22 protein-coding genes and 2 tRNA genes are annotated in these 20,455 nt (G+C 64.9%); 5 read left to right on the top strand and 19 right to left on the bottom strand.

The annotated features are described in order from the left end of the window. Positions 1-138: 138 nt before the first annotated feature. From ACZ5IQ_RS08440 to ACZ5IQ_RS08425, 4 genes are read right to left on the bottom strand one after another with little or no spacing between them, the layout of a single operon-like run. Positions 139-792 (bottom strand): RsiV family protein, encoded by a 654-nt coding sequence (locus ACZ5IQ_RS08440; RefSeq protein WP_406801259.1) that lies wholly within the window; start codon positions 790-792, stop codon positions 139-141. A 44-nt stretch (positions 793-836) separates the two neighbouring features. After that, on the bottom strand, positions 837-1,958 hold the full coding sequence (locus tag ACZ5IQ_RS08435) for a BTAD domain-containing putative transcriptional regulator (RefSeq protein WP_406801258.1): 1,122 nt from the start codon (positions 1,956-1,958) through the stop codon (positions 837-839). A gap of 19 nt (positions 1,959-1,977) precedes the next feature. Continuing rightward, on the bottom strand, positions 1,978-2,472 hold the full coding sequence (locus ACZ5IQ_RS08430; protein ID WP_406784478.1) for a hypothetical protein: 495 nt from the start codon (positions 2,470-2,472) through the stop codon (positions 1,978-1,980). Further along, positions 2,469-3,683 (bottom strand): hypothetical protein, encoded by a 1,215-nt coding sequence (locus ACZ5IQ_RS08425; protein ID WP_346414367.1) that lies wholly within the window; start codon positions 3,681-3,683, stop codon positions 2,469-2,471. The genes ACZ5IQ_RS08430 and ACZ5IQ_RS08425 overlap by 4 nt, the downstream gene beginning before the upstream one ends. 392 nt (positions 3,684-4,075) lie before the next feature. Here ACZ5IQ_RS08425 and ACZ5IQ_RS08420 point away from each other — a divergent pair, with 392 nt between their 5' ends. Beyond that, positions 4,076-5,239, top strand: coding sequence for a prolipoprotein diacylglyceryl transferase (locus ACZ5IQ_RS08420; RefSeq protein WP_406801257.1), 1,164 nt, complete (start codon positions 4,076-4,078; stop codon positions 5,237-5,239). A gap of 57 nt (positions 5,240-5,296) precedes the next feature. Here ACZ5IQ_RS08420 and ACZ5IQ_RS08415 read toward each other — a convergent pair whose 3' ends face one another. From ACZ5IQ_RS08415 to ACZ5IQ_RS08400, 4 genes are all read right to left on the bottom strand, one after another. Next, the gene (locus tag ACZ5IQ_RS08415) at positions 5,297-5,932 is read right to left on the bottom strand and encodes an ATP-dependent Clp protease proteolytic subunit (protein WP_318985673.1); all 636 of its coding nucleotides are present in this window, start codon (positions 5,930-5,932) and stop codon (positions 5,297-5,299) included. A gap of 11 nt (positions 5,933-5,943) precedes the next feature. Next, complete coding sequence (locus ACZ5IQ_RS08410; RefSeq protein ID WP_212814900.1) at positions 5,944-6,537, bottom strand: ATP-dependent Clp protease proteolytic subunit; 594 nt, start codon at positions 6,535-6,537, stop codon at positions 5,944-5,946. Between the two features lie 185 nt (positions 6,538-6,722). Then, complete coding sequence (tig, locus tag ACZ5IQ_RS08405; RefSeq protein ID WP_212812330.1) at positions 6,723-8,222, bottom strand: trigger factor; 1,500 nt, start codon at positions 8,220-8,222, stop codon at positions 6,723-6,725. Positions 8,223-8,261: 39 nt separating this feature from the next. Beyond that, positions 8,262-8,338: transfer RNA gene (locus ACZ5IQ_RS08400), tRNA-Pro, on the bottom strand. A gap of 122 nt (positions 8,339-8,460) precedes the next feature. Here ACZ5IQ_RS08400 and ACZ5IQ_RS08395 point away from each other — a divergent pair. The 3 genes from ACZ5IQ_RS08395 (at position 8,461) to ACZ5IQ_RS08385 (ending at position 10,203) form a co-directional block, all read left to right on the top strand. Continuing rightward, positions 8,461-8,534, top strand: a tRNA-Gly gene (locus ACZ5IQ_RS08395). A gap of 142 nt (positions 8,535-8,676) precedes the next feature. After that, on the top strand, positions 8,677-9,783 hold the full coding sequence (locus ACZ5IQ_RS08390; protein WP_464481127.1) for a hypothetical protein: 1,107 nt from the start codon (positions 8,677-8,679) through the stop codon (positions 9,781-9,783). A 246-nt stretch (positions 9,784-10,029) separates the two neighbouring features. Next, positions 10,030-10,203 carry a hypothetical protein gene (locus ACZ5IQ_RS08385; protein WP_464481126.1) on the top strand — a complete coding sequence of 58 codons (174 nt, stop codon included), beginning with the start codon at positions 10,030-10,032 and terminating at the stop codon, positions 10,201-10,203. On the opposite strand, the gene ACZ5IQ_RS08380 is transcribed toward ACZ5IQ_RS08385, so the two are convergent. The 11 genes from ACZ5IQ_RS08380 to ACZ5IQ_RS08330 form a co-directional block, all read right to left on the bottom strand. Beyond that, entirely contained in the window at positions 10,200-11,606 is a 1,407-nt protein-coding gene (locus ACZ5IQ_RS08380; RefSeq protein ID WP_464481125.1) for a tyrosine-type recombinase/integrase, read from the bottom strand. The two genes, ACZ5IQ_RS08385 and ACZ5IQ_RS08380, sit on opposite strands and share 4 nt — an antisense overlap. After that, positions 11,494-11,853 carry a hypothetical protein gene (locus ACZ5IQ_RS08375; protein WP_464481124.1) on the bottom strand — a complete coding sequence of 120 codons (360 nt, stop codon included), beginning with the start codon at positions 11,851-11,853 and terminating at the stop codon, positions 11,494-11,496. Before ACZ5IQ_RS08375 ends, ACZ5IQ_RS08380 begins: the two co-directional genes overlap by 113 nt. After that, positions 11,850-12,104, bottom strand: a complete 255-nt coding sequence (locus tag ACZ5IQ_RS08370) for a hypothetical protein (RefSeq protein WP_464481123.1) — start codon at positions 12,102-12,104, stop codon at positions 11,850-11,852. The genes ACZ5IQ_RS08375 and ACZ5IQ_RS08370 overlap by 4 nt, the downstream gene beginning before the upstream one ends. Beyond that, complete coding sequence (locus tag ACZ5IQ_RS08365; RefSeq protein WP_464481122.1) at positions 12,104-12,772, bottom strand: recombinase family protein; 669 nt, start codon at positions 12,770-12,772, stop codon at positions 12,104-12,106. The genes ACZ5IQ_RS08370 and ACZ5IQ_RS08365 overlap by 1 nt, the downstream gene beginning before the upstream one ends. Positions 12,773-12,901: 129 nt before the next feature. Then, positions 12,902-13,609, bottom strand: a complete 708-nt coding sequence (locus tag ACZ5IQ_RS08360) for a hypothetical protein (RefSeq protein ID WP_464481121.1) — start codon at positions 13,607-13,609, stop codon at positions 12,902-12,904. A 97-nt stretch (positions 13,610-13,706) separates the two neighbouring features. Beyond that, complete coding sequence (locus ACZ5IQ_RS08355; RefSeq protein WP_464481120.1) at positions 13,707-14,909, bottom strand: AAA family ATPase; 1,203 nt, start codon at positions 14,907-14,909, stop codon at positions 13,707-13,709. 337 nt (positions 14,910-15,246) lie between these two features. Then, positions 15,247-16,472, bottom strand: a protein-coding gene (locus ACZ5IQ_RS08350; RefSeq protein WP_464481431.1) for an IS3 family transposase whose coding sequence is annotated in 2 segments (ribosomal slippage) — positions 15,247-16,244 and positions 16,244-16,472 — 1,227 coding nt in all. Because the reading frame shifts where the segments join, the coding sequence is not laid out codon by codon here. After that, positions 16,390-17,535: a hypothetical protein gene (locus tag ACZ5IQ_RS08345; RefSeq protein WP_464481119.1), complete on the bottom strand. Its 1,146-nt coding sequence runs from the start codon at positions 17,533-17,535 to the stop codon at positions 16,390-16,392. The genes ACZ5IQ_RS08350 and ACZ5IQ_RS08345 overlap by 83 nt, the downstream gene beginning before the upstream one ends. 82 nt (positions 17,536-17,617) lie before the next feature. Continuing rightward, positions 17,618-17,860 carry a hypothetical protein gene (locus ACZ5IQ_RS08340; RefSeq protein WP_464481118.1) on the bottom strand — a complete coding sequence of 81 codons (243 nt, stop codon included), beginning with the start codon at positions 17,858-17,860 and terminating at the stop codon, positions 17,618-17,620. A 233-nt stretch (positions 17,861-18,093) separates the two neighbouring features. Then, entirely contained in the window at positions 18,094-18,819 is a 726-nt protein-coding gene (locus ACZ5IQ_RS08335) for a hypothetical protein (RefSeq protein WP_464481117.1), read from the bottom strand. 10 nt (positions 18,820-18,829) lie between these two features. Continuing rightward, positions 18,830-19,111, bottom strand: coding sequence for a hypothetical protein (locus tag ACZ5IQ_RS08330; protein WP_464481116.1), 282 nt, complete (start codon positions 19,109-19,111; stop codon positions 18,830-18,832). A 198-nt stretch (positions 19,112-19,309) separates the two neighbouring features. Here ACZ5IQ_RS08330 and ACZ5IQ_RS08325 point away from each other — a divergent pair, with 198 nt between their 5' ends. Next, positions 19,310-20,455 carry a hypothetical protein gene (locus ACZ5IQ_RS08325; protein ID WP_464481115.1) on the top strand — a complete coding sequence of 382 codons (1,146 nt, stop codon included), beginning with the start codon at positions 19,310-19,312 and terminating at the stop codon, positions 20,453-20,455.

Genomic DNA, 20,455 nt, shown 5'->3' with positions numbered 1-20,455 from the left:
GCGTGTCTTTCCGGCGCCGGGTGGCGTTGGCTCGGCAGGCCTCTGATCAGGGCTGTTCACCTATCCGCAACCCTACCGTGTGCACATCGAAGCTGCCGACGCATTTCGCGGCCAGCGCAAGCACCCGGCCCCTGCGGCCTATCCCTGGAGCCGACCGCCCAGCTCGTCGACCGGCACCGCCACCGTGAGCGGGCCACCGTTGCCCGCAAGCTGGCTCTCGCCGAAAAAGAAGGTGACGGCGTCGTCGGTGAGCGCGAAGTTCCGGTACGAGGCGCGGTCCGGTTCGATCAACGCCGCGTTGCGCGCCTTCAACGCGCGCTGCACCACCGGCGTCAGGATCGCCGCCGGATCGGAGCCCGGGCCAAACAGCGAGTCGATGGTGACCGGTCCGCCGGCGCCGTACGTGAAGGTCCGGTACCGGATGTCGGGATGTCCTTCGTGGGCCAGGCCCGTCGGGTCGACGACCTTGAGCACCAGGCTCTGGCTCCGCGCCGAGCGGTACACCGTCGGCGTCACGGTCTCCGTGTACACCCGGCCGCCGCCGAAGTCGCCGACCCAGCCGACGAAACCGTCGCGGTCCTGGGCCAGAAAATCCGCGACCGCCCGCTGGTCCGGATAGTCGACCGGGAAAGCGACGGTCCGTTCGTATCCGGTACCGACCTCATGGATCCGGCACATGCCGGTGGCGTCGGGTGTCCCGCCCAGGGCACCACACGCCTGCTGCGCCGACGCCGCCGGCGCGACGCTCAGGAACGTCACCACCGCGGCCAGGGCAAGAACCGAAATCCTCATGCCCACATGGTTCGCCGCAGCCCTTGGCAGATTCTTGGCGTGCCCTACCCGAGTTCGAGGGTGAATTCATGCGCGCCGATGCGGATACGGTCGCCGTCGAACAGGTTTGTGTTGGCCTCGATGCGCGTGCCCTGCACGTACACGCCGTTGGCCGAGCGCAGGTCCACCATCACCGGTCCGGTGCCCGCGTCGACGATGACGGCGTGGTGCCGGCTGACGTCTGCCGCGTCGAGCACGATGTCGTTGTCGGCCAGGCGACCGATGCGGGTCGCCATCGCGCGCAAGGCAAACCACTGCCCGGACGCGTCGCGCAGCCCCGCCCTGGACGCCGTCGACCGGGTGGAGCCCGAGCGGAGCCGGCCGATGGTGTGCACCGCCGTCGCCTGCGCGGCGCCCTGAACGTCGAGTGGTTCCTGACGCAGAATGCGTTGCTGCAGGGCACTTATCGCCGAGCCGGGATCGATACCGAGGTCCTCGGCCAGGATGGACTTCACGCGGCGGAACGCGTCGAGCGCGTCCGCCTGTCGTCCGCAGCTGTAGTACGCGGTGATCAACTGCGCCCACAGGGGTTCGCGGTACGGGTGTTCGGCGACGAGGGTCTCCAGTGGGCCGATCACCAGAGCAGCCTGGCCACAGGCGATTTCGGCTTCCGCACGGGCGGTCTCCACGGAAATGCGCTCGTCGACCAGCGCGGCCGCGACGGCATCGACGAAGGCGAAGTCGGACAGGTCGCCGAGGACCGGACCCCGCCACTGCGCCAGAGCCGCCGACAGGTGTACCGCCGCGGACGGGAACTGACCGGCGGCCGCCGCCCGTACCCCGGCGACCTTCTCCTTCTCGAAGCGCCCCAGGTCGGTCGCGTCCTCCGGCACGTCGAGTCGATATCCGGGCGGGGCGGCGGCCAGGGTCTCCCGCGGCATTCCGGACTCCGCCAGGATCTTTCGGAGATTGGAGATGTAGGAGTGCAGCGCGGTGCGGGCGGCCGCGGCCGGTGACTGCTCCCATACCGCGTCGATCAACGCGTCCACCGACACCGGGCGGCCGCGGCTCAGCAGCAGCATCGCGAACACCGCGCGCTGCTTGGGTGCGCCCAGCGAGACGACGCGGTCGTCGACGGCCATCCGCAGCGTGCCCAGAACACCGAAATCGATTCCGGTCGGCCGCATGGGCCGAGGGTATCGGGTGCTATCGGCCGATGCGGGCTATTGCCAGTTCCGCGAACGTCTTCAGCGTTTCGCACCGCCACACGTAACTGCCCGTGACGCGATAGATCCGTTCGCCCGTCAACAGCACCGTGAGCGTCGTCGACGGCGGCGTGACATTCGGTTCGTACGTGCAGACCGCCTTGAGGCCCACGCCGTCGACCGCGGTGGCCCTGGGCCACTCGGCCACCTGGCGGAATGTCGTCGCGGCGTCCCACGGGAACGCATCGGCGAACCGGACGTCGGATTCCAGGCTCCGCCGCCCCAGTGGCTCGTCGAAAGCCCGGTAGACACAAGACAATTCGGGCAGTTGGGTCCGGATCGGTTCGGCCGTCGCCGGACCTTCGAGAAAGACCGCGGCTTCGTCGGGGTGCACCCAGCCGCAGGCCTCGGCGGTCAGCTGGTCGTCGGCGTGCGCGGCCGGCGACAGGGTGGCCGCGGCAGCGACGGCCACCAGCGCGGACGCGAACCGCCTCATGACCGGTAGCCCTCCGCGAATGTCATGGCGTCGACGACGCGGCCGTCGTTCACGGTGGGGCCGAGCAGCACCTTGGTGGCGTTGACGGCTGGGTCGTAGGCCATCAGCGCCGTCGACGGGCTGCAGCCGCTCGTCGACTTCAGGATCAACGAGTCGCCGGACGCCCCGACGACGTCGATGTTGTTGCCCGCGCCCGGCACCCGGACCCGTTCGGTATGCCCGTCGGCGGTCACGCGGGAGAGGAAGATGACGCCACAAGCACCGAGCGACTGCACGAAGGTGCCGCTGGGCAACTGCCAGGCGTCGATATCGCCGTAGTCGCCGTCGAATCCCGGTTCGTTCTTCGCGTTGTTGACGGCGGTGAGCGCGGTCGGCGCCGAGCCGTCGATCGGCACCTTCCACAGCTGGCTTCCGGCGGACTTCTGCGCCGTGCAACTGGCGACGAAATCCGTTGGTGCCAGCCACCGCGTCGTCCGGCAGACGGCGCCGGGCATCGGTACCGGCAGCACCCGCCCGACGGTGCCGTCATTGCCCATGAGCACGAAGCTGTTGTCCGTTCGCGGGGCCGCGTCGTTGCGCCGGTTGGCCGTCGACAGCACGAGCGTCGTGCCGTCGGGGGTTTCCAGGTAGTCGCCGCCGAATCGGCCGGCGCCGGCGAGGTTCTCGGTCGGGTAGGTCAGTTGCACGTTGCCGGCGAGGTCGACGCGCTGCAAGGTGCTCGGCTGGTCCTGGCTGCTGCTCGACAGCACGATCGCCTGGCCGTTCGGGCGGCTGAAACGGGCGGAGGCGCGCGTCGGGAAGGACGTCTGGTGGCCGGTGTGCAGATCGACCACGATGACGGTGTCGTCACCCATCGAGAACAGCGCCCGACCGCCGTCACCCGACCAGTCCAGCAGATGCGGCTTCCACCCCTTGTCGTTGGGCGCGAACGTCGTGATGGCGTACCGGTGCCCCGCCGGATCGATCAGGTACAGGGTGTCGGCGGCCTTCTCGGGCGGCGCCTCGTCGGGCGCGGGCCGCTCACCCGGACGGCGTGCGGCGACCGGATTCCAGGTGGCCAGGGTCCAGCCGTCACCGACCTGGTTCCACGGCACCTGCATCGCGGCATCGGGAGTCGGATTCGCCTGGGCCACTGGCAATCCGACCGTCAGGGACACGGCCAGGGCGGCCGAGGCCAGAGCGGCGGCGGTGCGGTGTGGGTGTCGACTCATGGCAGGTCCTGTTCGAATGGCCGGAATTCGTGGTCGTGTCACAGGGTGCGGTGGTCGTCTTGGTGAATTCTTGGCGCGCGCCGAGCGGCGGCCTTCGACATTCGACATAATGTTCCAGCTGCGTCAATTAGTCTTCTTGCCGGGGAGGACCACTCCCCGGCGATCAACGCACGCAATCGAATACGGGAAGGCCACCGCGCGATGAATCACCCCGCCCCGCCACGACCGCCACCGCGCGCCGACGGCTCCAATGCCTGCCGCTGGCGGGCGTCGTCGCGGCCGCCTGCGTCCTGACACCGAACGGGCAGCTCGCCATCCAGTCGCACGCCGCGCCCATCAGCGCCCCGCGCCTGGATAGTCGCGCGGTCCAGTTCGCGGCGTTCGTCCAGGAGATGACAACCCGCGAGGAGGAGTTGCGCGAGCAGATCACGGCCGCCGCGGCGACGGACACGTTCGCGGGGCCGGTGCCCCTGGCCGCCACCGACCCTCTGGCCACTGCCGGCGGTCTCGTCGTCGACGTGATCAAAGCCCTCGGGGTGGCCGTGGTCGAGGCGGCCAAGAGCACCGCGGTATCCGTGATCTCCATACCGCTGGTGATGCTGAATCGCGCGGCCACCGATCCCTTCTACCTCCCGTGGTTACCGATCGCGTTGGTGTCGTATGCGTTCACCCTCCCGTTCCAGGTGGTGGGAACGTTCGCATACGACTTGGTCGCGAACCTGACTCAGGTGGTGACGGCGCTGGTCCCGGCTGCCGCCGCCCCCGCAGCGGCAACCGCGAGCCCGGAGTCCGCCGCCGCGACCCCGTCCCCGACCGCGGCCAACCCGGTCCAGCAGGCCATCGAAACCGTCAAGACGCGGGTGACCGATGCGGCCGGTGCCGCCGGCTCGACGTTGGCGGCAGTGCCGTCTGCGCTGACATCCGGACTGCAGCTGCCGTCGGCACTCGCTCCGCTCGCGCCCATCGCCGGCGCGGCGTTCGCGGCGCTGTCACCGGCCATCGCCGTCGCGAACTTCATCTCGGTCCTGGTGACGGGCAAGGCGCTGCCGTTCAAAGTGGTGAAGCCGGAGCTGCCGTCCACCGTGTCGGTGGCGTCGACCACGCCGCGCGCGACCGCCGCGACGGACAAGTCGTCGGAGCCGGACTCCCCCGCGACCGGTAACGCCGGCACGAACGACGCCGCCGCCGCCGAGAAGCCGTCCACCCAGACCGAGAAGAAGCCCACCAAGTCCGTCAGCAAGTCGCGTACCAAGCGGACTTCTCCGACGCCGACCGCAAGCACCCCGTCGACGCCGGCCAAGACGACGGACGGGACCGACGATTCGTCCACCAAGCCCGGTGGCGATCCGGCGCCGGCCACCAAGCCGGAAAAGCCCGACACCAAGCCCGACACCAAGCCGGAGAAGCCCGAGAAGTCCGGCACCGACAATTCGTCGGCAGCGCAACACGATTCGACGAAGGGCAAGAACGCGACCGACAAGAAGGCCAAGGACAAGAAGGCCGCCAAGGGCGGCGCGTCGTCCGGCGGCGCGAAGACCGCCGCGGCCAAGGGCTGAACAAACGTCAGCGGCCGCCAGCCTGAACAGGCTGGCGGCCGCTGTACGTTGTGGGACTCAGGCCTTCTGGGCCGAGAGCTTGCGGTACTCCAGGACCGTGTCGATGATCCCGTAGTCCTTGGCGCCGGTCGCGGTGAGGATCTTGTCGCGGTCGGTGTCCTTGCGGATGGTCGCGGCATCCTTGCCGGTGTGCCGCGCCAGCGTCTCCTCCATGAGGGTGCGCATGCGCTCGATCTCGGCGGCCTGGATTTCCAGGTCGGAGAACTGCCCCTGGATGACGCCACCGAGCGACGGCTGGTGGATCAGCACCCGAGCGTTCGGCAGGGCCATGCGCTTGCCCGGCGTACCGGCGGCCAGCAGCACCGCAGCGGCCGAGGCGGCCTGACCGAGGCAGACCGTCTGGATGTCGGCGCGGACGTACTGCATGGTGTCGTAGATCGCCATCAGCGAGGTGAACGAGCCACCCGGCGAGTTGATGTACATCGTGATGTCGCGATCGGGGTCCTGCGACTCGAGCACCAGCAGCTGGGCCATCACGTCGTTGGCGGACACGTCGTCGACCTGGGCACCCAGGAAGATGATGCGCTCGTCGAACAGCTTGGCGTAGGGGTCGACGATGCGCTCACCGAGGTGGGTGCGCTCGCTGAACTGCGGCAGGATGTAGCGGGCCTGCGGAGCCAGCTCCGGGTTCAGATGCTTGGAGATCACTTCGAGGCTCCCTTGCCGCCGTTGAGGTTTGCACGGGTGATGATGTGGTCGACGAAGCCGTATTCCAGCGCTTCCTGCGCGGTGAACCAGCGGTCGCGGTCGGAGTCGGCCTCGATCTGCTCGATGCTCTTGCCGGTGAACTCAGCGTTCAGCCGGAACATCTCCTTCTTGATGACGTGGAACTGCTCGGCCTGGATGGCGATGTCCGCTGCGCTGCCGGTGACGCCACCGAGCGGCTGGTGCATCAGGATGCGGGCGTGCGGCAGGGCGTGACGCTTGCCCTTGGTGCCGGCGGCCAGCAGGAACTCGCCCATCGACGCCGCCATACCCATCGCGTAGGTGGCGATGTCGCACTCCGACAACTCCATGGTGTCGAAGATCGCCATGCCGGCGCTGATCGAGCCACCCGGCGAGTTGATGTACATGTGGATGTCTTTGGACGGATCCTCGGCCGTCAGCAGCAGAATCTGCGCGCACAGCCGGTTGGCGATGTCGTCGTCGACCTGCGACCCCAGGAAGATGATGCGCTCGGCAAGCAAACGCTCATAGACCGAGTCCGTGAGGTTGAGCCCCGGTGCGCTTGAACGCATGTCAGTCACGACTGGATACCTGCTTTCTCGAGTTCGTCCACACGACATTAACCAACGGCCGACGGCCGCGAGTCCCCGACGCGGTCTAGTTCGCTCACAGCGTCACAGTCGCCGGAGAGCGGACGGTGCCGCAGGCATCAGTGAAGACACCTGCGGCACCCGTACCACGATCAGAGTTCGAGGACTCAGTCCTCGTCCTTCGCCTTCTTGGCCTTCTTCTCTTTGGCCGGCTTCTCGTCCTTGGCCTCGGCCTTCGCCTTCTTGGCCTTGGCGGGCTTCTCGTCCTCGACGGCCTCGGGCTCGTCGGCGGCGAGAGCCTCGGCCTCGTCGGCAGCCTCGGCGACCTCGGCCTCGGCGGCGTCGCCGGCCGGGCCGAAGAACTCCGCGGTGTCGACGGTGTTGCCGTCGGTGTCGGTGACGGTCGCACCGGAGACCACAGCGGCAATCGTCATGCCGCGACGGATGTCGGCGAACATGGACGGCAGCTGGTTGTTCTGCTGCAGGATCTGGATCAGCTGCTGCGGCTCGATGCCGTACTGGCGGGCCATCAGGGCGATGCGCTCCATCAGGTCGCCCTGGCCGACCTTGACGTCCAGCTCGTCGGCGATGGCGTCCATCAGCAGCTGGGTCTTGACGGCCTTCTCGGCGTTGGTGCGGGTGTCCGCGTCGAACTCTTCGCGGCTGCTGCCCTGCTCCTTGAGCTGCTCCTCGAACTTGGCCTCGTCGTGGTCGAGTCCGTGGATCGCGTTGTGGACGGTCTCGTCGACGGTCGCCTGGACGATGGCCTCGGGCAGCGGCACCTCGATCTGCTCCAGCAGGGTCTCGACGGCCTTGTCGCGGATCTGCTCGGCCTGGCCGATCTGCTTCACCCGGCGCACCTGGGCGACCAGGCTCTCCTTGAGCTCTTCGATGGTGTCGAACTCGCTGGCCAGCTGGGCGAAGTCGTCGTCGGGCTCCGGCAGCTCGCGCTCCTTGACCGACTTGACGGTGACGGTGACCTGGGCTTCCTTACCGGCGTGCTCGCCGGCGGCCAGCGTGGTCGGGAATTCCTTGGACTCGCCGGCCTTCAGGCCGATGATGGCCTCGTCGAGACCCTCGATCAGCTGACCGGAGCCGATCTGGTGCGACAGGCCCTCGGTCTTGGCCTCCGGCACGTCCTCACCGTCGACGGTGGCCGACAGGTCGAGCGAGACGAAGTCGCCGTCGGCGGCCGCGCGGTCGACCCCGGTCAGGGTGCCGAAGCGGGCGCGCAGGTTCTGCAGTTCGGCGTCGACCTCGTCGTCGTTGATGACGATCGGGTCGACGGTGATCGTGAGGGCCTTCAGGTCCGGGAGGGTGATCTCCGGGCGGACGTCGACCTCGGCGGTGAAGACGAGCTCGTCGTTGTCCTCGAGCTTGGTGATGTCGATCTCGGGCTGGCCCAGCGGCTTGACGTCCTGGGCGGTGACGGCCTCGCCGTAGCGGGCCGGGATGGCGCTGTTGACGACCTGCTCCAGCACCGCGCCGCGGCCGATGCGGGCCTCGAGCAGCTTGGCCGGGGCCTTGCCGGGACGGAAGCCGGGCAGGCGGACCTGCTTGGCCAGCTCCTTGTAGGCCTGGTCGAACTCGGGTTGAAGCTCGGTGAAGGGCACCTCCACGTTGATGCGAACCCGGGTGGGGCTCAACTGCTCCACGGTGCTCTTCACAGCGTTACTCCTTGTTTTTTGATACTTGCCATCAGTCGGTGGTCGGGGTGACAGGATTTGAACCTGCGGCCTTCCGCTCCCAAAGCGGATGCGCTACCAAGCTGCGCTACACCCCGTGCCTCGTCGCGGTCGCATTACCGCGGTCGAGATACTACGTCCTAGACACGCGACACCATCAATTGGATTGGCGGCCGCTGTCCCGGTACTGTCTGCCGGTACTGTGATCGCAGCAGTGCACGCGGGCGTAGCTCAATGGTAGAGCCCTAGTCTTCCAAACTAGCTACGCGGGTTCGATTCCCGTCGCCCGCTCCACGAAGCACCTGGTAGACGGCGTTCTGCCAGGTGATCGGGGTTAAACCGCCCTTATTCGTCCCTTGATCTGGCCCCTTCCGCCTGTGCGTCCGTCGGCGAGCCCGAGTGCCTTTGATCGAAGTCAGTGCCAGAATCTGCATCCGTGACAGTCGACCCGTCAGGCATCCGCCCCGCTGATCGTTTCGAACTGGTGGGAGCGGTTCGAGACGCGATCAACGATTATCGGAAAGTCAAGAGTGCCGATCGAGAGGCCCTAGCGACAACGTTCGGAATCCCACTCCACCCGGATCGGGAGTGGATAGACGACTTGCTGGCCGCGGATATCGCAAACGTCATTGAACTTGCGAAGTACCTTGATGTGCCCCTCCCCGACGCCCTCACCGAGGGGACGAGTTCTGAGGAATCAGTAGACCCGAGTGCCACCACGATCGATGCCTATGAAGAACTAGTTTCCGCAGAAACCGCTCTCCGCGCGGTCGTCCGAACGGCAGTACCCAACTGGTCGGCCGACCTCGATGGCGACTCAATCGCGAAATTGATGGCCAAACAGTCGGAAGAGGAGACCCGCCGCGACGGCATAGCTGTCAGCCAGGACCTCCTCGACTACACCGAGCTGTATCAACTTCAGCAGATCGTCAACAACCACTGGGAAGCGGTTAAGCCGATCCTTGACGACAAAAAACGGACGGATGTCTACTTCAGTGTCATCTTCGATGTCCGTAATTCGATCAGCCACTCGCGTCCGATCTTTGCTGCCGAACGACTGCTGCTAGCCGGGGCAGCCGGCCAGATTCGCAATCAACTCGCTGTCTACAGGTCGAAGGCGGACGGCCCTTCGGCCCACTATCCGTCCATCGACTCGGCGCGGGATAGTGGTGGTCGCGACGGGTTGAGGTCACCAGAGCTGGTTTCCGCCTCCAATGCCGCACTGCAGAACATTCCGAGACTGGACGTCGGGGAAACCATCACGTTCGAGTTAGAGGCGACGGATCCGCGAGGTCGAGACTTGTGGTGGAGGGCCTGCTCACTACCCGGTCGGACGGCCCCTTCCCAGTTCAGGGATTTCGCAAAAATCGCGGACGTCACTGGCGACCGGGCCACCATCACTTGGACGGTAACAGACGGCGACGTCGGCGAATATCGACAGATTGTGATCGCGCTTGCAAGCGCCGGCAGATACCGTCGCCATGAAAACTGGGATGACGCCGTTCTGTTCCACTACCACGTCAACCCGCCGCATGACGCGTAGCTGAACAACGCTCCGGCGAACTGCAGCAGCGCAGCGGCACAGCGCCCGCGCTGGTATTCTGGCCATTGCCGAAACACGCCTCGAAGCGCTACCTTGCGCTCGGGCTGACACCCACGTGACTAAGGCGTGGCAGGGCGGAGCGCTTCCCGTGGCGCTGCGAAACCTGACAGGCGGTCGGATGCACGACCTAAAGTGCAGCACTGTGGACACGGGGACACAGGCAAACCGAGTGATCGGTGTCCTGTCATGTCCATTTACTTCCCCCTTGTGACTGCAACCGCTCTTGCCTATGCGGTCGCTCGCTTGGCCTACCTGGTCATTTGGTCGGCCGCGGCAATCATCATCACGATGATCGACTCCACGAACGCAGCCAATATCATCGCAGCTATGGGAGCACATTTCCCGCTGCGTAAGCGCTAGCCGCACAACGGGATCACGTTGGCGCCCTCGGGAGGTGGCGTTCCGGCCAGCGCCCCAAGGGCGTCCATCGCGTCGGAGTGGTCGTCCGCGATCAGGTGCGCATAGACGGTCTCGGTGGTGGACGGCTTGGCGTGGCCCATGAACCGCGCAATCTCGAACATCGGTCGGCCCGCCGCGATCATCAGGCTCGCGTAGGTGTGCCGGAGCGCGTGGAACTTCAGCTGCGCCGGTAGCTCGGCAGCTTCGTCACCCGTCGCCGCGGCAACCCGGTTCGCCCGCAGGACGGCGGGCCGGTACACGGCCTTGTACAACGTCGCGTGCCGGTAGGGCTGGCTCCAGTCGAGCACGATCCGCTCCCCCGCTTCCTGCGCGGTCAGGTTGGCCAAGGCGGTCGCTTGCCGGGCGGCTGCTGACCGACTGCCGGGTTCAATTCCCGGGTCCTGTTCCGCGCGAACACCGGTGGGCCGAGGCGGCGCCAACGCAAAGCCGGGGAACAGCGGGGCGGTCGGCTCGTCCCGGCGCGGGTGGAGCGCGAGATAGGTCCGAAGTAGCCCGGTCGTCTCGGCGGTCTGGGGCACGCGGCGACGGCTCCCCTTGGTCTTCGGCGCGACCGTCGTCAGTTCCCCGCTGACCCACGCGATCGTCCGCTCAACCCTCAACGTTGCGGTCTTGGCCGGCGCATTCGGATTCAGCGGCTTTGGCGGCATCAACACGTCGGCGACCTGTAGCCCCGCGAGTTCCGCCGCGCGCAGACCCGACCAAGCAGCCAGGTGAACTAGTGCGTTGTACGGCCAAGGCGTGTGGGCGACGAGGCTGCGCACCTGAGCGACAGATAGGAACAACGTCGGATCGTCAACGACCGCACCAGCTCCGGTGTTGTGGTCGGTCGGCAGCTTCACGTAGTCGGCCGGGTTCATCGGCAGCCGGCCATCCGCAACCGCGTCCGCCAGGACCATCCGAACCAGGAAGTAGGCGTTGCGGATTGTGGATGGCTTCTTTTGTGCCTCACCCATCCGCGCCACCCAGTCGGTGATGTCCTCGCGCTTGATCGCGTGCAATGGCAAGCCGCCGAATACGTCATCAATTCGCAATTTCTCCAGGCGCTTATGCCGCTTCGCCACAGGGCCATCCGTCGGTGTCGGGGCCAGAGCTTCCGCATACGCGGCGCGAGTGGTCGCCTTCAGATCAGCGCGGCCCGCGAGCCAGGTAGCCGCAACATCGCGAAACAAGATCTTGCCCGCGTGGGGGTCGAAGCCAATGCCCTTGCGGATGGCGGCCTTCTGGTCTTCCTCAAAAGCCTTGGCAGCCTTCTTTGTCTTGAACCCGCTCTTCGACCGTTGCTTGCCGTACTTGTCGTACCAACGGGCTGTGTAGCCGGGTCGGTCGAGTCGGTTTTGTGCCATGCCAGTACTCCCTTGCGATCAATTCGCTGTAGATGTATTCGTCGGTGGTGCCGTCCTCGAACAGGAGCACGTGGACCATTTCGCCGCCGTCGTTGTAAGTCCTCTGCACCGTGCCTGCTTCGCCGTTGCGTGGGTCTCGCGGTATCCGCACCAGCACTTGTAAGCCGGGGCGATAGACCTCGCCGTGGCTCGCGACGTAGCCCCCGCGCGCCGGTTCCTGCGCGGCCTCGTCGGTAGATGACATCACGCGCCTGACCCACGGAAGTGCTTGCGGCGCCATGCGTTAGTGCCGGGGGTTGCGTGCGCCGACCGTTTGGCCGGCTGCTTGTTCGGGTCGGGCGACCAGCCCGCGAACCAGCGCGCGAACTCCAAGAACGCGCCGGCCAATACCTCGCGGGCGTTGGGGCTCTGCGCGATTGCGCCAAGCATTGCGTCGGCGTCGATGTCAGCGCTGTTGTCGAATCGCACATCTGGGGCCATAGGTCGGGCCTCGTACATCACATAACTCCTTCCCGAGCGAGCACACCGCGCACGGTGCTGTAGGACCACTTGGTGCTGCGACGCTTGCCCCGCTGGGTCGGGGTGGGCACGCCCTCGGCATCCAGTCGGCTAGCAATTTGCTTGGCGGGCAATCCTTCTCGCATGCGCAACTCGACTATGCGATTGATGGTCTGGCGCGGTATCTCGCTGGGCGTCCCAAGTGGCACCCCGCCCTGGCGGGCCTTGATCAGGCCCTGCTTCGTGCGCTTGCTGATCAGGTCGCGTTCCTCCTCGGCGACCAGAAGCCTTGCGTGCGCGGTCAACTGGCTCAGTTGGTCGGAGTCCGTTCCGTCCAGGCCAACGATGCGCCAGCCTTCCACCTTCGCGTCAGCAACCAGCTTCGCGCCATCCGCCATCGACCGCGACGAACGGTCCAGGGCGTTGATCACAAGCACGTTGGCGATACCTGCCTGAATGGCCGAGACGGCGGCGATGCGCCCGTACAGCTTGTCCGTCTTCTTGCCACTCATGACGTCTGGGATCAGCGCCACTAGCTCTAGATCGTGTGCCACGCAGTACATTTCGATCTGCTCACGCTGGGCGTCCAAGCCATAGCCCTTCTGTCCCTGGGCTTTTGTGCTCACGCGTATGTATCCGATTGCTTTTGTTAAGCCATTCCCTGCCATTTCGACGCTCCTATCAGCGGGTTAGCGGGGTAGCCGTTCCTCGTCGGCTACCTCGGCCGACCCTACGCCAGCTCCAGCGAACCGCGCTACACACGCTGTGCAGCAGCGTTGCCATAATCAGCAAACTACTCAGTAGCGCCGTCGCAATCTCGCCTCGCGTATCTCTGCCATGGCCTGCTCCTGGGTCATCAGGGCGTTACCGGGTCGCGGGCCGTCGTAGTCCGTAGCGAATGCCGGGCGCATAGGCAGGTCGTCGGACCTATCGTCGGGCGTTCGCCCGTGAGCGGAGCCGCCAGGAGCCGTTTCGGGTACCTCTACGACTTCGGCGTCTATCGGCGCGGCGGGGTCCGGGGCGTCCAGGGCGGGTAGCCCGCGACGTTCGCGAGACTCCGCGCGGGTGATCTGGGCTACGCCGACGATGTCACCACCCATGAGTTCTTTCCAGGGCGCGTTGTCGACTTCGACTGCGACGGCAGTCTTTGCGCTCACGCCCGCGCGGTCGAGGGCGCTGTTGGTCGCCGATAGCCGAACCTGCTCGCTTTCAGCGTTGTCAGCCAAGTCCTGCAAGTTGTTGCGGACGTTATGGAGTGCTTGGAGCTCAAGGTATTCCCTTGCGGCAGCTTTTGTTTGCGGTGCAGCGCCGCCGTGGTACCGACACACGTGGTGGCCGCGGATGGCCCAGTTCCGACACTGATCGCCGTTCTTGCGATGGGCGAGGCAGCGGCGAGACGGATCACCGCGATCAAACCGTTCGATAGCTGCATCGTTCGATAGGTCTTCGCTCACTTCAATCTCCTTTTGTTCCAAGTTGTTTGCATTCGGCGGTTCCAGTGACACCCCGCCGGGTTACCTACATACGGCCTGGTCGGCGCTTATTAGTTCTTAACCCTCTATAGAGGAGGGTTAATAACTAACCCCACCCGAATAACAAGGGTTAAGAAGGGTTAACTAACTCGTTGTCTACCTTGATCTTTCGCCGATGCGCCGGGACTACCTCACCAAGCGAATACTTCTTGCTGTTACCAGACTTCCTTTCCTTCAACCAATCTCGCTGCACCGCAAGATCGCGCCCCTGCCGGAAAACCCCGCTGGACTTTCCGGTCTGGTTGATTCCGGCCTTGGTGATCAGTTCGTCGGCGTTCAGCTCCGCGTCGCCTTCGATGCCCTTCTCACGCTGCTGTCGGTCATAGACAGCCATGACGTCATATGCCTTAAGCGCGTAGCGTTCTGCGGCGTTCTCAGCACGACCACCACCGCCCGTAACCACGAGCCGTCGCGTGCGCAGGTCCCAGTCAATCTCGAACTCGGCCACATCAACATCACGACCATGAGCACGGAGGTATCGCTTGTTGTCGATAGGTGCGTCGGTGTAGCTGCCGTCACCGGACTCATACCGGTAGCTCATGTTCACGTCGGGCTTGTCCATCATGGCGCTCGCCCCACGCGCTCGGTTGCCGCCGTCCTCGGAGTAGCCCGAGTGGTGGGCAATCAACACTCCGCGAAGTTCGGCCTCCAACACGACGCGCTCGAAGCACGCCCACCACCGCAGGTAGGCAGCGTTCGGGTCGCCTCCGCTCGGTTGGTCGTAGAACGACCCCAGCGGGTCCATCAAGAGCACGCTCACGCCCGTATCGCGCAGCCATCGAACAACCCAGTCGGCGACGGCCCCGTTCGCCAGATCCAGCCGCCCGTGGTCGCGGGCGTGGTAGACGCTGAGGCGTTTGAGCGCGTCATCGGCCAGCTCCATGTCCGACAGCCACCGATTGAACTGCCCGCGGGTCAGCTCCATATTCAAAAACCCAACGCGACAGTCTGATTCGACGTTGACTTCAAATCGTCCAAGGAACGGATCACCCGTCAGCAGCGCCGCCGTTGCGTTGAGCAACAAGGTGGTCTTGCCAGACTTCTTCTGCGCGTTGACCTGAGCGTTGCCCGTCCACAGGTCGCGGATGATCCAGTCGACTTCCGGTGGTTCCTCGGCCAGCTGGTCGTAAGCGGTCGCCGGGTATGGCGGCGGCGTCCACGCCTGGGCAGCCTCCAGCCGCCTCGCGTCGGCCTGCGCCGCCTGGGCTAGACGCTCACCCCGCAGGTACCCGCCGTACTCCTTGTCCTCCCTGGGGTTCCATTCGTCGTTCATGCGATTCGCGCCTTTCGCGGTTGGCGCGGTCGTCTCGGCCAAGCTCGCCGGCCATCACATACCGGCTCGCTCGCGGAGCTACCCGGCCCCCACGCGTCAACGTTCGGTACGACCGGCTTGCCACGCGCTCGGGCGCGTGCGACGGCTCCGACGACCGCTCGCCTTACGTCGTCCTCGGCAACCGCTCCGGGCCGCGCCTCACCGAGCCGGTCGCCGCGCTCGCGGGCCTCCATCAGCGCCAAATAGGCCGCGCCGATGTTGTTCAGCGCCAGGACCAAGCCCGCCTTGCCCTCCTGGGCAGACAGCACTGAATCGCCCCGGGTTTGATGCACACCGGTTACTGGTGTGCAGCCTCTGAGTTGGCCGCGTTTGTAGCGTAGTGGACGGCTTCGTACTCCAGGGGTGGGATGCGACCGAGGCGGTGCATGAGCCGGTCGGCGTTGTACCAGTGCACCCACTCGGCGGTGAGCAGCTCCACGTCGGTCAGACGGCTCAGAGGGCCGCGCCGAAACGGCGAGTCATCGCGGACGGCTTCAGTCTTGTAGAGCCCTATGGTCGTCTCCGCCAGAGCGTTATCGAAGGCATCGCCGACTGTCCCGATTGAGGCCACCAGTCCAGACAGCGCCAGGGTCTCGCCGAACCGCACAGACGTATATTGAGAGCCCGCATCGCTATGGTGAATAGTGTTGCCCAACAATGGATTACCCTCGTCGATACGAAGTTGGGCGGCGTGGCGGATCGCCTGACGCACGAACCGGTCCTCCTTGCTGGCCGAGCAGGTCCATCCCACTATCCGGCCCGCGTAGGCGTCGATGGCGAATGCGGTGTAGACGAACGTTCCGTTGGTCAGCCGTACGTAGGTGAAGTCCGCGACCAGCAGCACGTTGGGCGCGGGCACCCGGAACCGGCGTTTGACCAGATCGGCCGCCCGCGCCGCGGCGGGATCGGCGATCGTGGTGCGGACCTTCTTGCGGCGGGTAACCCCGCGCCAGCCGTTGGCCCGCATGAGGCGCTCCACGGTGCAGCGGGCCACCACAATGCCTTGTCGGTGCAGGTGAGCCCACATCTTGGTAGCCCCGTACAGTGACTCCGGTTTGCGTCGGCCGTGCTCGTCTGGCTCGTAGAAGCCGGCGAGCACCTCGGTGATGACGGTGTCCCACAGCGCCCGAGCGGATGGGGGGCGGGTCAGCCAGGCGTAGAAGGTTCTCGGGGCGATCTGGCAGCCGTGCTCAGTGAGCACGCGGCAGATCGGAGCGACCCCGAACCGAGCACGATGCTCGGCGATGAACGCACAAATCAACGGTGTCGCGGGTCGCTCTCCCGCACGAAGAAACTTGTTGCCGCCTTGAGGATTTCGATGGTTTCCTCAAGCTCGCGGTTCTTGCGCTTCAGCTCTCTATTCTCACGGGCGACGTCGGTGGGCACCCCGTCACGTTGGCCGGTGTCGACCTCGGTCTGGTTGACCCAGCGGCGCAGTGATTCATACGACACCCCCAACCGCTTGGCGACCGCGGTGATGCAGGCCGTGCGGGTGTCGTACTCCTCGGCATGGTCGGTGACCAACCGGACCGCTCGGGCCTTGAACTCGTCGTCGTACTTCCTTGGCATGATGCAAACGACCTTCCCTCGAAAGAAGGTGTGCATCAAACCCGGGGTGGTTCAGCACCGCGTGCAGCACTTTTGCGTTCATCGCCTGGTGCGCGCCGTTGGGGTCATCCAGCACGTCGACCAGTGCGGCGGGGTTGAGGTACTGCCACAAGGTCTTGCTGCGCGGAAGCTCACGGAGTTCGGCAGCATCCAGGTCAGCGCCAACCTGCTCCATGAGCCACGAGTCAGCTTCAGCAAGGCTCGTCGCCACACGAGCCCCGACCGACCGCACAGCAGCCAGCGGGCCCACGTTCGCGCGATCCAAGACCGCCACCAAACCATTGCCGTCTACCCGTCCCCAGCAAGACAACAACTCGGTCCGCACGGGCACCGGGGCATCGGGGTTCTTCCAGTTCACCGAGCCGGGGCACCGCAACACCCGCGACAGCTCGTAGATGTTGTCGACGGTCCGCATGGTCTGCGAACCATCCGGCGACCACATCACGTCGCGTGCGGCGTCCTGGACCAGCGAGCCCCACCGCGCATAGGCCAACTTCCAGTCGTCGCGCGACCGGTCCCGGTCAATCACGTTGCTATCACGGGGCGGAGACGCAATCCGCCACAACGGTTGCAGGCCATGGCCGCTCTGGATCAGCGCCACAGGTACCGCGCCGAGACGGACGGCAAGTCGTCGCGCCGCCTCCTCGCACTGCGCCATCGAGTCGAATTGCTTGCCCGGCTTGATGTCCAGGTCAGCAAACAGCGTCCGCACGCGGGCAATGTCAGCTTCGGCCCCACGGCCACGCGTCACATGCCGCCCAACAGGATTGACGCCAAACCAGACGTCGCGGTCCTGCGGCGGCACCCAACGGACTAGCTCTCTGGCTTCGTACAGCTCCGATGCGAATCGACCACCCGGCGCTCGCGTGTTGATTGAAACCCTTTCCCGGGCAGCAAAACCGAGCGCACAGAGAATCGTGTAGAGCCGCTGGTGATCCGAAATATCTTCGTGTGCAGCCGATTTGGCGAGTATAGTCATCGTCGTTCCTTGTTTTGTCAGTTGTCGCCTGGCATAGGACATCGCCCACGGTCGCCCGCCAAACCGACCGTGGGCATTTTCTCTATTGGGCAGCGCTTTTGAATGTTGATCGACGCTTGCCCTTCTGCGCCGCAACCCAATTCATGCCATCGCGCTTGCTGAAGTAGTTGTTGTTCGACAGCTTGGTGGGTTCGATCTCGCCAGCCCAGACCGCACGTTCGAGCTGACGCAAGGTCACGGGCAAGTCCTCGTCGTAGTAAAGGAACTCCCACAGTTCCTTTATCGACAGGTTGGGTTTGTCGAGGTCGTCAATTATGCTGGGCACAGTTGTCTCCTTGTTCAATAACGCTTTTCACACCCGCCGAGGAGCTTTCATTCCGGCTAGCGACTAACTTACCCCGAACCTTCGCCGTAGCTCCGGCTCAATTTCTTGCGGATGCCGCAGCGCTACAGCATCTTTGGCCCTGAGAGCCGCCCTAAGCAATCGCCGAAATTTTCCGGGGTGATTTGATGGTCAAAAGTTCGGTCACTGAGAAAAATAAGAGCCGCATCCGCTGCCTAGTCGAACGGGAGGCCGCGACGAAAGCGCGCTTCCATCTCGCTCACGTCGCGCCCGACAGCCATCGACGCTTCGGCGTACCGCAGGCAGTCCCCGCAGACCTCGAAGATCAACAACACCACCCCGGCCCTGTACGGCATGAGCCGGGTCGGGCCATCGCATGGCGCGGTCAGCCCCACGTTGCACGGGCGGTCCCAGAACTCGTCGTGCATCTCCATCATCGTCTGGAACATGCCGGTGAAGTAGCTGTCGCCCCGTCTCGGTTGGCCGGCCCCAATCGTCGCCCTGTCAAACGCACCAACAGGCTTCGGCCCGCGAATCACGTGAACGATGTCGTCGCCGACAAAGTGTACGAACGTCGCCGGGTCGTCGGGGTTCAGTGCCGTGAAGGCGTCGTCAGGGTCATCCTGGTGGTGCGCTCTTACGGGGCTGTGTTTCTTGGGCACCAGCCCGAACACCACATGGCCTTCCTCGTCATCGAACTCTGGGGGTTCACCCATGCGCGCATGGAGTTCTCGCAGTGCGCCCTGGGCGACCGCGTACATCTGCGGTGACCGAGTGGCGTCCCAGTACTCACTCACGTCGCGGACGAACAGGTTGTCGTGAACGCGTTCAGCCGCAAGTACCCGTCCCACGACGGGATTGTTGGCCTGCGGCGGGGCATCCATCTGGTACTTACGGCGCAGAGCCGCATTGCGTTTCGGGTCAATACTGTTGGCGTTCATGGCTTTCCTTTCAGACTGCCCACGGGTCAGGGGTGGGCTTGGTGGTCGACTTCTCGTCAGTTTTGTTGCAGGACATGATGAATTCGTACAACGCAAGGGTGCTGTAGTGGCGGCGACCGCCGATCAACGAGTACGCAATTTTGCGCTGAACAGTCTTCTTGTGGATATACCGCTCAGTGACCTCGATACCCAGATTCTCGGCGATCCATCGCGCCGCACCAGCGGGTTGCTTGATGTTCGGTATAGGAGACAACTCAAGCCTTTCGGCCGGGTTGTCGATGTCGATTGTCACGGGTACCTCCGAAGTCGTTGCAACGGTTCACTTTTGATTCGGCTACGACGGTAGCGTCGAACCGGACCGGAAGCGCCTCGATTAGAACCGGAAGCGGTAGAAATAGGACCTATAGAGGTAATCGTCTCTCGCGCAGCCATTTTCGCGCCTAGAGTCTTCGACTATCGGGATTCACGAACTTTCAGGAGGGCCGAACAGGTGGCCAGTACGATGCTCATTCGCGGCGGCGACGGTAACCGAGGCGGGTACTCAACGCGCGGCGACGTTCTCGTCAACAAGACAGCGGATGGTGTTGACCTCAACAAGATGTGGGGTGAACTCATCGATGCGACCGACGTCTACAACAAGCAGCGGTCAGCTATCGCAGGCCTCCTGAGCTACCACACCACCCGGCCCGGTGACGCCGTACTTCAGAGCGTCAGGGGCGAGTTGTTTGAAGAGGCAACGGAATTCGGCGTGCCCACAGGCACATCCGAACCGAACTACCTCAAGCTGGGCTACAACCTCAAGGACTACGACCTCGGTCTCCGGTCGACCTGGCGGTACCTCCGAGATGCGACCTCTGAGCAAGTTCAGGACCGCGTGCGCCGCATCTACGAGGCGGACAATCTACTAGTCAACAGCCTTGTGCTGCAACGCCTCTTCTCCCCGGTCGAATCTACCACGATGGAGTCGGGGCTGACCTGCTACGGCCTATGGAATGGCGACGGTATGGTGCCGCCGACTGAGATGGGGAAGACCTTCGACGGTACGCACACCCACTACCTCACCACGAACGGGACCGCGCTACTCGCATCACACGTCGAGGGAATGCTGGCGCATACTCGGCATCACGGCTACGGGACCACTCAAGCGGCGCAGCTGATTTTGTTCATGCACCCCGACGATGTCGAGACTTCGGGCATGACTTCCTGGCGCGCGGGTGTAACGGCTGGTGGCAGCACGCCGAAGTACGACTTCATCGTGTCTTCAAGCGCGCCTGCGTTTTTGACCACCGAACGCGTCCAGGGAACCCCGCCTCCGCCGGACTACGCGGGGCTGCCTGTGCTTGGTTCGTATGGCGGGGCACTCGTCATCACGTCGCACTTCATCCCGCTCCACTACGTTGCCTTGGCGGCCTCGGGCGGCGTCAACAGCAGCGACAACCCTGTCGCCTTGCGCGAGCATGCCGACCCGGACTACCGCGGCCTGCGTTTGATTCCTGGCAGCGGCCCGTACCCGTTGGTACAGAGCCAGTTTGCGCGGTCTATCGGCGTCGGCGTTCGCCACCGGGGCGCGGCGGTCGTCTGCCAGATCGTCAACAGCGCGACCTACACCGAACCCACGTTCGTCTTCACGAAGTAG

It is taken from the genome of Mycobacterium toneyamaense, from assembly GCF_055384815.1.
Note: the sequence above shows the minus strand (reverse complement) of the source record. Positions and strands in the feature narration are given on the sequence as shown.